The 13976-nt window shown below is 66.7% G+C and carries 15 protein-coding genes; 9 read left to right on the forward strand and 6 right to left on the reverse strand.

The window, feature by feature from the left end; all coding sequences use genetic code 11:
• Window positions 1-13 precede the first annotated feature (13 nt).
• Entirely contained in the window at window positions 14-1087 is a 1074-nt protein-coding gene (locus IAG39_RS27745) for a succinylglutamate desuccinylase/aspartoacylase family protein (protein ID WP_118932568.1), read from the reverse strand.
• A gap of 107 nt (window positions 1088-1194) precedes the next feature.
• On the opposite strand from IAG39_RS27745, the gene IAG39_RS27750 reads away from it, so the two are divergent.
• Window positions 1195-2091, forward strand: coding sequence for a LysR family transcriptional regulator (locus IAG39_RS27750; protein WP_165867831.1), 897 nt, complete (start codon window positions 1195-1197; stop codon window positions 2089-2091).
• A 104-nt stretch (window positions 2092-2195) separates the two neighbouring features.
• Window positions 2196-2981 (forward strand): enoyl-ACP reductase FabI, encoded by a 786-nt coding sequence (fabI, locus tag IAG39_RS27755; protein WP_013391441.1) that lies wholly within the window; start codon window positions 2196-2198, stop codon window positions 2979-2981.
• A gap of 48 nt (window positions 2982-3029) precedes the next feature.
• Here fabI and IAG39_RS27760 read toward each other — a convergent pair whose 3' ends face one another.
• Window positions 3030-3428, reverse strand: a complete 399-nt coding sequence (locus tag IAG39_RS27760) for an OsmC family protein (RefSeq protein WP_059372921.1) — start codon at window positions 3426-3428, stop codon at window positions 3030-3032.
• A 189-nt stretch (window positions 3429-3617) separates the two neighbouring features.
• Here IAG39_RS27760 and IAG39_RS27765 point away from each other — a divergent pair, with 189 nt between their 5' ends.
• Complete coding sequence (locus tag IAG39_RS27765) at window positions 3618-4298, forward strand: tellurite resistance TerB family protein (RefSeq protein WP_059372919.1); 681 nt, start codon at window positions 3618-3620, stop codon at window positions 4296-4298.
• A 22-nt stretch (window positions 4299-4320) separates the two neighbouring features.
• Here the strand turns inward: IAG39_RS27765 and IAG39_RS27770 are convergent, their stop codons facing one another.
• Both IAG39_RS27770 and nadC read right to left on the reverse strand, forming a co-directional pair.
• Entirely contained in the window at window positions 4321-5307 is a 987-nt protein-coding gene (locus tag IAG39_RS27770) for a tripartite tricarboxylate transporter substrate binding protein (RefSeq protein WP_118932566.1), read from the reverse strand.
• A gap of 78 nt (window positions 5308-5385) precedes the next feature.
• Window positions 5386-6270, reverse strand: coding sequence for a carboxylating nicotinate-nucleotide diphosphorylase (nadC, locus tag IAG39_RS27775; RefSeq protein ID WP_059372915.1), 885 nt, complete (start codon window positions 6268-6270; stop codon window positions 5386-5388).
• A 247-nt stretch (window positions 6271-6517) separates the two neighbouring features.
• Here nadC and IAG39_RS27780 point away from each other — a divergent pair, with 247 nt between their 5' ends.
• Entirely contained in the window at window positions 6518-6784 is a 267-nt protein-coding gene (locus IAG39_RS27780) for a CopG family ribbon-helix-helix protein (RefSeq protein WP_118932565.1), read from the forward strand.
• Entirely contained in the window at window positions 6784-7059 is a 276-nt protein-coding gene (locus tag IAG39_RS27785) for a type II toxin-antitoxin system RelE/ParE family toxin (RefSeq protein WP_118932564.1), read from the forward strand. The genes IAG39_RS27780 and IAG39_RS27785 overlap by 1 nt, the downstream gene beginning before the upstream one ends.
• Before the next feature lie 44 nt (window positions 7060-7103).
• Here the strand turns inward: IAG39_RS27785 and IAG39_RS27790 are convergent, their stop codons facing one another.
• Complete coding sequence (locus IAG39_RS27790) at window positions 7104-8033, reverse strand: NUDIX hydrolase (protein ID WP_118932595.1); 930 nt, start codon at window positions 8031-8033, stop codon at window positions 7104-7106.
• A gap of 199 nt (window positions 8034-8232) precedes the next feature.
• Here IAG39_RS27790 and IAG39_RS27795 point away from each other — a divergent pair, with 199 nt between their 5' ends.
• A complete protein-coding gene (locus IAG39_RS27795) occupies window positions 8233-8460 on the forward strand; it encodes a hypothetical protein (protein WP_059372911.1) in 228 nt (75 codons plus the stop codon).
• A gap of 51 nt (window positions 8461-8511) precedes the next feature.
• Here IAG39_RS27795 and IAG39_RS27800 read toward each other — a convergent pair whose 3' ends face one another.
• Window positions 8512-9417, reverse strand: coding sequence for a LysR substrate-binding domain-containing protein (locus IAG39_RS27800; protein WP_118932563.1), 906 nt, complete (start codon window positions 9415-9417; stop codon window positions 8512-8514).
• Window positions 9418-9558: 141 nt separating this feature from the next.
• On the opposite strand from IAG39_RS27800, the gene IAG39_RS27805 reads away from it, so the two are divergent.
• From IAG39_RS27805 to IAG39_RS27815, 3 genes are all read left to right on the forward strand, one after another.
• Window positions 9559-10548, forward strand: a complete 990-nt coding sequence (locus IAG39_RS27805; RefSeq protein WP_059372906.1) for a Bug family tripartite tricarboxylate transporter substrate binding protein — start codon at window positions 9559-9561, stop codon at window positions 10546-10548.
• Window positions 10549-10611: 63 nt separating this feature from the next.
• Entirely contained in the window at window positions 10612-11892 is a 1281-nt protein-coding gene (locus tag IAG39_RS27810) for a hypothetical protein (RefSeq protein WP_118932562.1), read from the forward strand.
• A 181-nt stretch (window positions 11893-12073) separates the two neighbouring features.
• Window positions 12074-13951 carry a PhoX family protein gene (locus IAG39_RS27815; protein WP_118932561.1) on the forward strand — a complete coding sequence of 626 codons (1878 nt, stop codon included), beginning with the start codon at window positions 12074-12076 and terminating at the stop codon, window positions 13949-13951.
• Window positions 13952-13976 lie beyond the last annotated feature (25 nt).

Below are 13976 nucleotides of genomic sequence, written 5' to 3' on the forward strand. Positions count from 1 at the left end.
AAGAATGAGTAAATCAGACCGCGCTGGCCACGACGCAACAAACGTTGCCGGGCACGACGATGCCGGGATGGCGCTTGGCGAAGATGACGCCGCTGGTCCCGTAAACCAGTTCAACCGGCGCACGCCGCGGATCGAAGGTCTGGTGGATTCGGCCTGCGGGCTGGCCGGCCTCGACGGCCTCGCCATGCCGATGATAGGCCTCGAACACGCCGCGATCCGAGGCGATGACATAGGACTTCGCGCCGCTGACCTTGCACAGGGGCGCGGGCTGCGCCGCCAGCGGCTGGGCGCAAGCCTGGTCCAGCACACCCCAATGCGCCAGCACGCGCAGCGCGCCGGCGCGGCACAGCGCGAGCGCGCTGTCGGTCACGGTGCCGCGTCCCGCCATCTCGGTGCTGACGCAGGTAAGCCCCGCCGCCACCGCCGAAGCAACGCTGGTGCGCGTGTCGCCCAGCGTGTCCAGCATCACGTTGAAGGGCGCGCCGAAGGCCATCACGGCATCGATGTTGCGCTGGGTTTGCGCGGCATCCTGCGAGGGCTGCACCAGGGCGCTGGGAATGATGTCCAGCGACGAACCGCCGGAATGCAGGCTGAGAAACGCGTCGCCGCGCGAGAACAGTTCGTCGCTGACGTAGGCGGCGATCTGTTCCGTGATGCTGCCCGCATGGTCGCCGGGAAACGTGCGGTTCAGGTTCTTGCCGTCCAGCGGCGAGGTGCGCAGGCCGGCTTCAGCCGCCGGCGCGTTGAGCGCGGGCATGATGATCAGGCGGCCCCGGACGCGCTCCAGCGGCAGGTCGCGGATGAGTTCGCCCAGCACGATCTGGCCTTCGTACTCGTCTCCATGATTGCCGCCTTCCAGAATGACGGTGGGGCCGTCGCCATTGGCCAGCACCGCCATGGGTATGCGCACCGTGCCCCAGGCGTCTTCGTGCGGCGACTGCGGGATGTGCAGGAAGCCCGCCTGGCGTCCAGGCGCGTCGAGATCGATGTCGGTGAACGCCGTCGCGCAGTGCGGGTTGCGCGCCGGCAGATGCGCGACCCGCCGGTCACGCAATAGAGGCGACTCGCGGAATGTCGGTTTCGTCATAGACCTTTTGGGTATACGTTATGGGTTTCGATCGGGAAAATATAGGTATTTGACCGATCAGCAACAAATACTTTTGATGTTTGCTACATATGCCCAGGAGGCATGGCATGGAGTTGAGACAGTTGCGCTATTTCGCGGCGGTGTGCGCAGCCGGCAGCGTGGCGGGCGCGGCGAAAGCGTTGCATATCGCCCAGCCCGCGCTGTCGCGCCAGATGATGGCGCTGGAAGAGGAGTTCGGCGCGCAACTGCTGGTGCGCTTGCCGCGCGGCGTGGCGCTCACGCGCGCCGGCGAGGCGCTGCTCGCCCAGGCGAAACTGATGCTGGCGGGTTCTGAAACCCTGCGGGCGCAGGTGGCGCTGGCGGCCCACGGCAAGGCGGGCTCGCTGAAGATCGGCATCATGCCCGGCTACAGCTGGCTGCCCGGCCTGGGACAGGCGATCGCCGCCCTGTCGCGCGCCTCGCCCGACACCGACGTGCAGCTGGAATCCGGCCTGTCGGCCTGGCAGCTCGACGCGATCAAGCGCCACGAACTGGACGCGGGCGTCGTCGCCTGGCGCTCTCCGCTCGACGGCGAAGTGGAAGGAATGAAAATCTATGAAGACCGCATGCTGCTGGCCATGCCCGCGGCGGTGGCGCGCAGCGTCGGCAAGATCCGCACGCTCAAGGACCTGGCGGGCCAGAGATTCATCCTGTTCCCGCGAGCCGGATCGCCCTCGCACTATGACGCGCTGGTCCGCATCCTGAAGGCCGCCGGCATTCCGGTGACACGCCCGGCCGCCGTGGCGACCGATCTTCCCACCATCCTCGGCCTGGTGTCGGCCGGACTGGGCTGCGCCGTCATTCCCGCCTCGTTCCGGCAACACGGCCCGGCCGGCGTCGTCTTCAAGGAAGTCGGCGGCATAGACCTGACGTTCGACCTGGAGCTGGTCTGGCGCGCCGACCAGCGCGATCCCTTGCTCGCCAGTTTCGTACGCCTGTTCCCGCCGCCCGGAAAACCGTCCTGAGGCGCATGCCAGTCGGACGCGCCCCAGGGATTTTCATATCGCGAAACCGCGCAAACTCCTTAAAATAGGCGGATTCCAGAGGGAAAAAATCAAAGGATAGAAATATGGGCTTTCTCGCCGGCAAGCGCATCCTGGTCACCGGGGTGCTTTCCAACCGATCCATCGCCTACGGCATCGCGCGCGCCTGTCACCAACAAGGCGCCGAACTGGCGTTCACCTACGTGGGCGACCGCTTCAAGGACCGCGTAGGCGAATTTGCCGCCGAATTCGGCAGCAAGATCGTGCTGCCCTGCGATGTGGCCGAAGACAGCCAGATCGAAGGCGCCTTCGCCGAACTCGGCCAGCACTGGGACGGCCTGGACGGCCTGGTGCACTCCATCGGCTTCGCCCCGCGCGAAGCCATCGCCGGCAACTTCCTCGACGGCCTGTCGCGCGAAGGCTTCCGCATCGCGCACGACATCTCGGCCTACAGCTTCGCCGCCATGGCCAAGGCCGCCCTGCCGCTGATGGAAGGCCGCAACGGCTCGGTGCTGACGCTGACCTACCTGGGCGCCGAACGCGTGGTTCCGAACTACAACACCATGGGCCTGGCCAAGGCCTCGCTGGAAGCCAGCGTGCGCTACCTGGCGACGGCGCTGGGCCCGCGCGGCATCCGCGCCAACGGCATTTCCGCCGGCCCCATCAAGACGCTGGCCGCCAGCGGCATCAAGGACTTCTCGGCCATCCTGAAGTTCGTGGAAGCCCAGGCTCCCCTGCGCCGCAACGTCACCATCGAAGACGTGGGCAACGTCGCCGCCTTCATGCTGTCGGATCTGGCCGCCGGCGTGACGGGCGAGATCACCCACGTGGACGCCGGTTTCTCGACCATCGTCCCGGGCATGGAAGACTGAGTCCGCGCGCGGCGGGGCCGCCGGCCCCAGCCGCCGCAGCCGGCCTGGTCAGGCCGGCTGCACCACCACGGTGGACACCTGCACGTCCACCGCCGTCATCAGCTTGTGCACCGGGCACTTCTCGGCCACCGCCAGCAATTCGTCTACCTGCGCGTCGGACAACTCGCCGTTCAGCGTCAGCTTGGCCGTCAAGCGGTAGATCCCCTTGCGCTCCTCGCTGGCGTCGCGCACCACCTCCACTCCCACCGACTCCAATGGCAGGCCCTTGCGCTGCGCGTAGACCATCAAAGTCATGGCCTTGCAGCCGCCCAACGCGGTATCGAAGTAGTCGTGAGGATCGGGGCCGGCGCCGGCAGGCTGGGGCATGTCCAGCGGCAGATCGTGGCCTTCGGCCGTGGCGGTGAATTGCAGCGTGTTGGGCGCATTCTGGCGCACGCGGATGCTCATGGGTCCTGTCTCCTGGTAACGGGTCCTGACGGGCGGCCGCCGCGGCCGCCCTCAGACCACGTTGTATCACCTGGCGGGCGCGCCAGGACGACCCAGGCAGAAGCAACTGACTGTAAGCTGAACTTCTGCCGCCCACTCCGGTCGGATATCTCTATCCGCAATACCTGAGCAAACTTTAAAGGGGGCCGCATGAGCGCCAGACAACTCCTCGATCAACTGCTGCAGTCCGGGCAAGGGCTGCTGTCGGACACCACCAGCCGGGTGCAGAACGCCACGGGTGGCAAGGGCTCGTCCTTCCTGACAGGCCTGGGCGGCGGCGCGCTGGGCGCGGGCGCCCTGGGACTGCTGCTGGGCAGCAAGAAGGCCCGCAAGATCGGCGGCAAGGTCGCCATGTACGGCGGCATGGCGGCGCTGGGCGCCCTGGCCTACCGCGCCTATGGCGACTGGCAACGCAGCCAGGCCGGCGCGCCTGCCGCTCCCCCGCAGACGCTGGACCGCCTGCCCGCGCCCCAGGCCGAGCAGCACAGCACGGCGGTGCTGACGGCCATGATCGGCGCGGCCAAGGCCGACGGCCACATCGGCCCGGAAGAACGCGCGCTGCTCGAAACCGAGTTGTCCAAGCTGTCTTCGGACGCGCAAGACCGTCGCTGGCTTGAAGCCGAACTGTCGCGCCCGCTGGATCCGTCCGTGATCGCGCAAGCCGCGCAGACGCCGGAAATGGCGGCCGAGATGTACCTGGCCAGCCTGCTGGTAGTGGACGAGGAAAGCTATATGGAACGCGCCTATCTGGACGAATTGGCGCGCCAGCTCAAGCTGCAGCCGGGCCTGAAGGAACAGCTCGAGCAGCACGCCCGGGCCGCCGCGGCCTGAGGCTGGCCGGCCTGCGCCCGGCTCAATCGGCGCGTAGGCCGATCGCCTGCGTCAAGGCGGTATAACGGTCGATATCCGCATCGATCATGGCTTGGAATTCCCGCGGCGTGCTGCTGGCCGGCGTGAAGCCCTGTTCACGCAACGCCGCCTGCACATCGGGGCGCTGGACGATCTTCGCCACCGCCGCATTCAGCTTGGCCACCACCGCGGGCGGCGTGGCTGCCGGCGCCAGCAGGCCGTGCCACTGGTCCAGCGCGTAGCCGGGCACGCCCTGCTCGGCCACCGTCGGCACCGACGGCAACAACGGCGAACGCGCCGGCGAGGTCACGGCCAGCGCCCGCAACTTGCCGGCCGCAATCAAAGGCGCGGCGCTGGACGCGGTGACCACGCCGACCCCGACCTGGCCCGCGGTCACGTCGGTAAGCGCCGGTCCGCAACCCTTGTAAGGCACGTGCTGCAGAGGCGCGCCGGTGGCGCGCGCCAGCATCTCGCCGGCCAAGTGCTGCGGCGTGCCGTTGCCGCAGGATGCGAACGCCAGCGGCCGGTCCGGCGTGGCGGCGGCCAGCGCATCGTCCAGGCTGCGCCAGGGCGAAACCGCCGGCACCACATACACGGACGGCACGAAGGCCACGTTGATGACCGCCGCAAAGTCCCGCTTGGGCGCGAAGCCCAGATTGCTGTAAACCCCGGGATTGATCGCGAAGGAACTGTTGACCATCAGCAGCGTATGGCCGTCGGCAGGGGCTTCCGCCACGGCGCGCGCGCCGATGTTGCCGCTGGCGCCAGGACGGTTTTCCACCACGACCGCCATGCCAAACTGCTCCTGCAGGCTCGCGCCAATGCGGCGCGCCAGCAAGTCGGTGCCGCCGCCCGGCGGAAACGTCACCACGATGGTGATGGGGTGCGACGGATACGCGGCGTCCTTGGGCGCTTCGCCCGAAGGCGAATTGCCGCAGGCGGCCAGGGGCAAAACCAGGAACGCAAGAACAGAGCTAAGCAGGCGATTCATGATGCGGGCTTGCAAGCGTCCCTGCGCGGCAAGCGCGCGGGGACATGGGCAATGCCGGCCGGCGGCCGGCGGAAAGGCTCAGGCGTCCAGACCGATGTCGAGCACCTTGGCGCTATGGGTGATCCAACCCACCGCGATCTGGTCCACTCCGGTGGCCGCCACCGCGGCGGCGGTTTCGGGCGTGATGCGGCCCGAGGCTTCAGTAATGGCGCGGCCGCGCGCCATGGCCACTGCGCGGCGCAGATCGTCCAGGCTCATGTTGTCCAGCAGCACCACATCCACGCCCAGAGACAGCGCCGTTTCCAGCTGCTCCAGCGTGTCCACTTCCAGTTCGATCTTGACCATGTGGCCGATGCCGGCGCGCGCCCGCTCGACCGCCGTCGCGACCCCGCCCGCCAGCGCGATGTGGTTGTCCTTGATCAGCACCGCGTCGTCCAGGCCGTGGCGGTGATTGCTGCCGCCGCCCACGCGCACCGCGTACTTCTGCACGGCGCGCAGGCCCGGCATGGTCTTGCGGGTGCAGGTGACGCGGGCGCCGTAGCCTTCAATGGCGCGGGCGATGGACGCGGTGGCGCTGGCCACGCCGCTCAGGTGGCACAGGAAGTTCAGCGCCACGCGCTCGGCCGTCAACATGGCACGCGCGTTGCCGCTGATGCGGGCGATTTCCGTTCCCGGCTGCAGTTCGGCGCCATCGCGCAGCGCGACCTCGAACTTGATGGCGGGGTCCATGGCGCGAAACGCCAGGCGCGCCAGGTCCAGCCCGGCCAGCACGCCTTCCTGACGCGCGACCAATCGGGTCTGCGCCGTGGCGTCGGCGGGCACGATGGCATCGGTGGTCAGGTCCCCGGCGCGTCCCAGATCCTCGAGCAAGGCCGCGCGCACCAGCGGCTCCAGCATGACTTCCGGCAGAGGGGGAACGGGCAGTCGGGCGGTGGTCTGAGGCGCTTCGGCTTTAATGCTCATTTTGAGTATTTACCAGTTAAAAAAAGGCGCGCGGGGATTGCGCACCACTTATGCTAGAGACGAGCATAAGGCTTGTCAAGCGTCAGCCATTTTCCGTCCAGTTTGAAATGGCTTGCGTGATCGATTAAATTTTAATCACTGTGATTATTTCGAGATCATTAGCGTGTCATCGAGTCCGACATCTGCCTCGTGCTAATCACGGCGTCGCCAGGAGCAGGCAAGATCAAGTTCTTATTAAAGGTGCAACATGACAGCAGCAACCAAAGTTCTAACCACACACGTGCCGCTTCCGCTTGCCGACAAGGTCGATCAGATGGCCACACGGCTTGAACGCTCGCGCGGCTGGATCATGAAACAGGCGCTTTCGGCCTGGATCGCCCAGGAAGAGGAACGCGATCGGCTAACCCAGGAAGCATTGGCCGACGTAGACGCGGGCCGCGTCGTCGACCATCTGGCTGTGCAGGCGTGGGCGGAAAGCCTGGGCACTGACGAGCCGCTGCCGGTGCCACGTTGATGACGCTCAAATGGACCAGCAAAGCGCTGTCCGACTTAGTGCGCTTGTATGAATTCCTGGCCCCAGTAAACAAATCCGCTGCCACCAGGGCTGTGCAGGCGTTGGCCAAAGCGCCAACCATCCTGCAGACCAACCCGCGTATTGGCGAACAACTGTTCCAATTCGAACCACGAGAGGTGAGAAGAATCCTGGTTGGAGAGTACGAGATTCGCTACGAAATCCAGGATGCGGTTGTCCACGTGCTACGGCTGTGGCACACCCGCGAGAGCCGCTAAAACTCTTGGGTGACTTGGACTCTCAAGCGTGACGCATCTCAACGTCACATTGCCCGAGACAGCGGCAACTTGCTCCCCGCAATAGCGCGCTCCAGCAGCACGTCACGGCGAAAACGGAACAGCTTGGCCGGCCTGCCGGCCGTGCCCGTGGCCATTTCGCCGGTCTCTTCGACCAGCGCCTGCTGCTCGATGAGGCGGCGGAAATTCTGCTTGTGCAGGCCGCGCCCGGCCAGCGCTTCCACGGCCAGCTGCAATTGCAGCAAGGTGAACTGCGCGGGCATCAATTCGAACACCACGGGCCGGTACTTGATCTTGGCGCGCAGCCGGGCGATGCCGGTGGCCAGGATGCGGCGGTGGTCGTGGCGCATGGGTTCGCCGGGCACCACGGCGCCCTTGCCTCCGCGCCGCGCCGCTTCGGGCACCAGCCCCGCTTCGAACAGCAGCTCGTAGCGCTGCAGCACCATGTCCTCGTTCCAGGGCGAGCCGTCCAGCCCGAAGGTGATGGCGGCGCGTTGGCGGCGGCGTATGCGCACGGCCGCATCGCTACTGTCTTCGCACCAGGCGGCCAGGCGCGGCACGATCATGTCTTCCACCAGCGCGGGCGTGCCTGCGCGCCGGTCCTCCCAGGGGAAGTAGCGGTACCAATCCTGCCAGCCCACTTGCGCCACGCCGGTCTCGCCAGCCTCGCGCGTCAGGCCCAGGTAGCTGACCGACATCACGCGCGCACCCGATTCATCGGAGCGGTCGCCGTCGGCGAAGGTGTAGAGCTGCTCCACGTAACCCAAGGGGTGATGGGTCTGCTCCTCCACCCAGGCGCGCAGGCCGGCCTGCAGCGAACGGTGCGACAGTTCGAAGGGGCCAGCCGGCAAGGCGCGCGCATCGTCGGTCGTCAGCACCCGCGGCTCGCCGTTGGTGACGGCGACCAGCACGGCAACGAGTTCAGCATGGACGGAGCGTTCGACGGATTCAGTCAAGGTAGGCGTATGGAAAGTGAGAAACCGGGCGGCTTGCGGCAAGCCGCGAGGCGTCGGAAATTATAAGGTTCGAGCTCCTGCAACAGCCCCTTGCAAACGTGACAGGCATTCCTGCTCCGGGCAGGCCGCGCGGCCCTAAGATGGAAGTGGCAACCAGGCGCGTCGCCATCCCGGGACGCCCGCAAGCGGAGCAGACATCATGTTGAAAACCGCCCCCGATCCGCAGGCGGCCAAGGCCGCCGAAACGGAACACCCCGTCGCCGTCGACCCGCGCAAAGGCACCGAAATCCTGCCGATGGCGGACCACAGCAAGGAGGTCGCCGGCATGCCGCGGCGCGGACGCGCCGTTGCGGAACCCGGCGAACCCGGCATCATCACCCCGGAAGATGACGTGCTGGATACTTCTTACGAAAACCGCAAGAGCTGAGCCGGCGCGATAGCAAGATGATACGCGAGCCGGGCGCGGCCTCTGCAGCGCTCAGGCCGCGTCGGGCTGCGCCTGGAAGCCGCGCGCCAGGATCTCCACGAAAGCTTCGGTCACCGACGACGGCGCGGTCTGTGCGGGGTAAGCCATGCTGACGCGCACCGGCAGGCGCGGCGTGAACGGCCGTATCGCCAAACGGTCTGCGAACACCTCGGCAATGTAGGGATTGACCACGCCCAATCCGCTGCCGGCGGCAGCCAGCGCGCAGATGGTGGATGAATAGGTGGTCTCGATTTCCGAGGCGGGCTGCGCCCGGTGTTCCTGCATCGCGCCGCGCAGTTGCAGATAGACGTCGTCATCCGCATTGAGCACCAGCAGGCGGCGCCCGTCCAGGTCCATGATGTCGACGGACGGCTGCGCGGCCAGCGGATGGTCCGGCCTCATGACGCAAACCGCCTCGCTTTCATGCAAGACCTGCATTTCCAGCTGCGCGCCGTCCATGGGCGCGGTCGTCACCACCAGGTCGTAGGTGCCGTGCAGCAGCCCTTCCCGCAGATACTGGCTGCCCACGGTCTGCATGTTGATGTGGACCTCTGGATAGCGCTGCGCAAAGGTCTCGATCGCGCCGGGCAGCACGCCCAGCCCCAGCGCGGGGGTGCAGGCCAGCCGCAACACGCCGCTGCCGCTGCGCCGCATCGCGGCGACGCGGTCCTCGATGCGCTCCAGCCCCACGAAATGGCGCTGCACGGTATCGAACAAGTCCTTGGCCTCGCGCGTGGGCCGCAAGCGTCCGCGCTCCATGTCGAACAGCTTCAGGCCGCTGGCCTGCTGCACCTGCGCCAGCAGCCGGCTGACCGAGGGCTGGGTGGTGCGCAGCATCTGCGCCGCGCCGGTAGTGGTGCCGGCCAGCATGACCGCGTGGAAGGCTTCGATCTGGCGGAAATTCAGGGGTCGGCTCATGGCGGGGCAATGTATAGCAAACTTGCATAGCCTATGTTGAAAAAAGAATTTTTTCAAATACCCGCCGACTCCTACACTGGTTTTCCCAAGGGCGCCGCCAGATGCGCCCCCCGCGCTACCCAACCTTCCAGGGGAAACCACATGAACCTCCGCCGCTCCTGGCGCCAACTCCTGCAAACGCTGTGCCTGGGCCTGACGGCAGCCGCCCTGCCGCTGGCCGCGCATGCGCAAGCCAACTATCCCGACCGCCCGGTGCGCATCATCGTGCCCTTCACCGCGGGCGGCAGCTCCGACATCCAGGGGCGCCTGCTGGCCGAACACCTGGGCAAGCTCTACGGCCAATCGGTGGTGGTGGAAAACCGCCCCGGCGCCGGCGGCCACATCGGCGGCAAGTTCGTCGCCGACTCGGGGCCGGACGGCTACACCCTGCTGCTCGGCTCCATCGGCCTGCATGCCACCTACGGGGTCTACAAGAACCTCAACTACCAGCCGGCCCGCGATCTGAAGCTGATCACCATCGTGGCCGAAATGCCGCACGTGGTGGTGGCCAACCCCGCGCTGGAAGCCAACACCCTGGCCGAACTCACCGCGCTGGCAAAGGCCAAGCCGGAAACGCTGCACTTCGGCTCGGCCGGCGTGGGTTCGTCCGTGCACATGGTGGGCGAGCTCTACAAGATGGCCGCACAGGCGCCCATCGTGCACATCCCGTACCGCGGCAGTTCCGCCGCCACCAACGACCTGCTGGGCGGCCAGATCCAGCTGCTGTTCGAGAACGTGCCCACCACCATCGGCTACATCCAGGCCAAGAAGCTGAAGGCGCTGGCCATCACCGGCGCCACGCGCTCGCCGGCCCTGCCCGACGTGCCCACCGCCGCCGAAGCCGGCCTGCCCGGCCTGACGGTGACGTCCTGGACCACGCTGGCCGCCAGCAAGGACGTGCCCGATGCGCTGATCGAAAAGATCAGCGCCGACCTGCGCCGCATCTACGCCGACCCGGCATTCCGTGAAGGCCTGGAGCGCCTGGGCATGACCCCGGTGGGCAACAGCCCCGCCGACGCGCGCGCCTTCGTCGAACGCGAACGCGCCCGCTGGAACAAGGTCATCGAGACCGAACACATCACCGCGGGCTGAACGCCCGGGGCGGCGCCTGCGCCGCCCTTTTTTCTTTCCGATTTCATCCTTGCTCCGCCATCCATGAACCGCATGCTCGCCACGCCCATCGCCTGCCGCCGCCTGGGCGCCACGCCGCACCATCATTTCTTCGGCTACTACAACAAGACCGTCTGGCATCGCGACGGCCGCTATCTGCTGGCCAACCGCACGCCGTTCAAGGACGCGCGGCTCACGCCCGAGCTGAGCGCCGAGGTGGGTTACTTCGACCTGCAGGACGGCGACCGCTACCACGCCGTCGGCAGCACCACGGCCTGGAACTGGCAGATGGGCTGCCAGCTGCAATGGCTGGACGGCGAGTCCGAGCCGCAGATGATCTACAACTGCCGCCGCGACGACGACAGCGGCTTCTATCCGGGCTTGCGCTCCGCGGTCCACAACGTCGCCACCGGCCAGACGCGCCACCTGCCGCTGCCCATCTACGTGGCCGCGCCCAACAGCCGCTATGCGCTCTGCGTGGATTACCGCCGCCTCTACATCACGCACGAGACCATCGGCTACAGCGAACACGCGCCCGGCCCGGTATCCAATGCCCCGGCCGACGACGGCATCCATAGCATGGACCTACAAAGCGGTGCGCATCGCCTGCTGGTCAGCTACGCCGACCTGCGCAACTTCCATCCGCGCGACTCGATGGAACGCGCCATCCACTGGGTCAGCCACATCGAGATCAATCCGTCGTCCTCGCGCATCCTGTTCCTGCACCGCTGGACCGAACGCGTCAAGGACGAGACCTGCTTCCTGCACCGGCTGATCACCATGAATGCCGACGGCAGCGACATGCGCCTGCTGGAATGCTCCGACCATCCGCTGCCGCAACTGGCCAACGACTTCGATCCCAGCGCGGTCGGCACCTTCGACTACGAGAAATCCGAATACCAGATCTCGCATCCGCTGTGGCGCGACGACCAGACCATCATCGTGTGGGGCCCGCATGACGGCAGCATCCACTACCACCTCTACCGCGACGCGCCCGGCGGCGCGGTCCAGGTCGTGGGCGATGGCGTGCTGACCGAGAACGGCCACATGACCTATTCGCCCGTGAACACGCGCTGGCTGCTCAGCGACACCTATCCGGACTCGACCACGCACGAGCGCATCCTGTTCCTCTACGACATGCGGACCGGCCTGCGCCACTCGCTGGGCAGCTTCTACGCAGATCCCGATCTGTCCAAGGAAAACCGCTGCGACCTGCATCCGCGCTGGAGCCGCGATGGCACCCAGGTCTGCATCGACTCCGTGCATGAAGGCGAGCGGCAGATGTATGTGTTGGACGTCACACCCATCGTCGGCACGCGCGGTTAAGCCGTCCTCGACCGCCGCCTCGGCCTTGCGTCGAACCGCAACTCGGCCAGGCGGCGGACTACTCATCCCACCACAAGGACTTCACACTATCGTCACCCCCTTGTAACGACCGACCTTTAACCTCGCTTTCGTTTTGCTTACAGATAACTGAGCGACTCGTTCGCGACTCTATGAGGTTGGAATGTCCCACTTGACTGATAAATTGCGCGCCCCCTATCGCGAAGCCCAAGGTGAAGTCACCGTCCCCGGGCAGATGTTCGACGAGATCGTCGCCGCGAATCCCCAGCGCCGCACTTTGCTGAAGAACAGCTTCGGCCTGTCAATGCTGTCCGTGTTCGGCGCATCGACCCTGCTGACCGCCTGTGGCGGCAGCGACGATGACGATAACGATGACGCCCCCTCCGGCAACGAACCGGGCGAAGGCGGCTCCAAGCCGACCCCCGGCCCCGACTACTCCGTCACGTTCGCCCCGCTGGCCGACAAGATCGTCGCCGACACCGTCACCGTACCCGCGGGCTACGTGGCTGAAGTGCTGTATTCCGCCGGCGACAAGTGCATGATCGGCTCGGTCGGCTACGCCGGGGTGCCGCAGTCCTATCCCGCCACGGAAACCCAATCCGGCGGCCAACACGACGGCATGCACTTCTATGCCCTGCCCGGCGTCGACCCCAACCAGGGCGGCCTGCTGGTGTTGAACCACGAATCACTGGACGACGAGACCCTGGACCAGAGCGTCGAGGGCGTGAAGACCCGCCTGTCCAACGTCGGCGTATCCGTCATCGAAATCGCCCGCGGCGCCAACGGCGCTTGGGCCGTCAAGACAGATTCGCGCTACAACAAGCGCTACACCGGCAACACCGTCTACAACGTCAGCGGCCCGGCCAAGTCGGTGGTCGGCGACACCGTCGTCGGCACGCTGAACAACTGCGCCAGCGGCGACACGCCCTGGGGCACGTACCTGACCTGCGAAGAGACGCTCAACAACTACCACTACAAGACCGGCGACGCCGGCAAGCCGGCCGACCAGGGCTATGGCTGGGTGGTGGAGATCGATCCGCAGAACCCGGACTCGACCGCCGTCAAGCGCACCGCGATGGGCCGCTTCAGCCATGAGAACACGGCCTTCATGCTGGACGAGAACAACCGCGTCGCCTTCTACATGGGCGACGACACCACGCCCGGCTGCATCTACAAGTTCGTGCCCAGCAAACCCTATGACCCGGCCAACCGCGCCGCCAACATGGGCCTGCTGGACGAAGGCACGCTGTACGCCGCGCGCTTCAACGACGACGGCAGCGGCAACTGGGTCGAACTGACGGTAGGCAAGAACAACCTGACCGCCGGCGCCACCGATCCGGGCAACTTCACGCAAGTCGCCAGCGGCACCGTGATCACCGGCAAGCTCGTCAACTTCAATACGCAGGCCGACGTGCTGGTCAACACCGGGGCCGCCGCCCGCGTCGCCGGCGCCACGCTGATGGACCGCCCCGAGTGGATCACGGTGGGCGTGGACAAGACCGTGTACTGCACGCTGACCAACAACGGCAGCCGCAAGCGCACCAGCGCCGCCAACCCGCGCGTCAGCAACTCGCACGGCCACATCATCCGTTGGCACGAGCGCGGCGACTCGCCCCTGGCCACCACCTTCGAGTGGGACCTGCTGCTGCTGGCCGGCCGCGACAAGGCCGACGGCGTGGCCGCCAACCTGACCGGCAACGTCAACGGCGACACCTTCTCCAGTCCCGACGGCATCCGCGTCGACCCCAAGGGCCGCCTGTGGGTCCAGACCGACGCCGGCACCAGCGCCTCGACCACGGACTTCTTCGGCAATAACTCGATGTACTACATCGACCAGAAGACCGGCGAATCCAAGCGCTTCCTGGTCGGCCCGCTGGGCTGCGAGATCACCGGCATCGCCTACACGCCGGACCTGACCACGTTCTTCATCAACATCCAGCACCCGAACCAGGCGTGGAACACCCTGCGCGCCGGCGGCGGCGATGCGCGTTCCGCGACGGTGGTGGTGCGGCGTACTGATGGGAAGCCGGTGGGCGCGTAAGCGTTCCGGTTAAAAACGCCGCCCG

This window comes from Achromobacter xylosoxidans (assembly GCF_014490035.1).
Lineage (GTDB): Bacteria > Pseudomonadota > Gammaproteobacteria > Burkholderiales > Burkholderiaceae_B > Achromobacter > Achromobacter bronchisepticus_A.

Coding starts and splice junctions, on each gene's coding strand:
- IAG39_RS27745 (WP_118932568.1), bottom strand. CDS start 1,087: ATGACGAAACCGACATTCCGCGAGTCGCCTCTATTGCGTGACCGGCGG.
- IAG39_RS27750 (WP_165867831.1), top strand. CDS start 1,195: ATGGAGTTGAGACAGTTGCGCTATTTCGCGGCGGTGTGCGCAGCCGGC.
- fabI (WP_013391441.1), top strand. CDS start 2,196: ATGGGCTTTCTCGCCGGCAAGCGCATCCTGGTCACCGGGGTGCTTTCC.
- IAG39_RS27760 (WP_059372921.1), bottom strand. CDS start 3,428: ATGAGCATCCGCGTGCGCCAGAATGCGCCCAACACGCTGCAATTCACC.
- IAG39_RS27765 (WP_059372919.1), top strand. CDS start 3,618: ATGAGCGCCAGACAACTCCTCGATCAACTGCTGCAGTCCGGGCAAGGG.
- IAG39_RS27770 (WP_118932566.1), bottom strand. CDS start 5,307: ATGAATCGCCTGCTTAGCTCTGTTCTTGCGTTCCTGGTTTTGCCCCTG.
- nadC (WP_059372915.1), bottom strand. CDS start 6,270: ATGAGCATTAAAGCCGAAGCGCCTCAGACCACCGCCCGACTGCCCGTT.
- IAG39_RS27780 (WP_118932565.1), top strand. CDS start 6,518: ATGACAGCAGCAACCAAAGTTCTAACCACACACGTGCCGCTTCCGCTT.
- IAG39_RS27785 (WP_118932564.1), top strand. CDS start 6,784: ATGACGCTCAAATGGACCAGCAAAGCGCTGTCCGACTTAGTGCGCTTG.
- IAG39_RS27795 (WP_059372911.1), top strand. CDS start 8,233: ATGTTGAAAACCGCCCCCGATCCGCAGGCGGCCAAGGCCGCCGAAACG.
- IAG39_RS27800 (WP_118932563.1), bottom strand. CDS start 9,417: ATGAGCCGACCCCTGAATTTCCGCCAGATCGAAGCCTTCCACGCGGTC.
- IAG39_RS27805 (WP_059372906.1), top strand. CDS start 9,559: ATGAACCTCCGCCGCTCCTGGCGCCAACTCCTGCAAACGCTGTGCCTG.
- IAG39_RS27810 (WP_118932562.1), top strand. CDS start 10,612: ATGAACCGCATGCTCGCCACGCCCATCGCCTGCCGCCGCCTGGGCGCC.
- IAG39_RS27815 (WP_118932561.1), top strand. CDS start 12,074: ATGTCCCACTTGACTGATAAATTGCGCGCCCCCTATCGCGAAGCCCAA.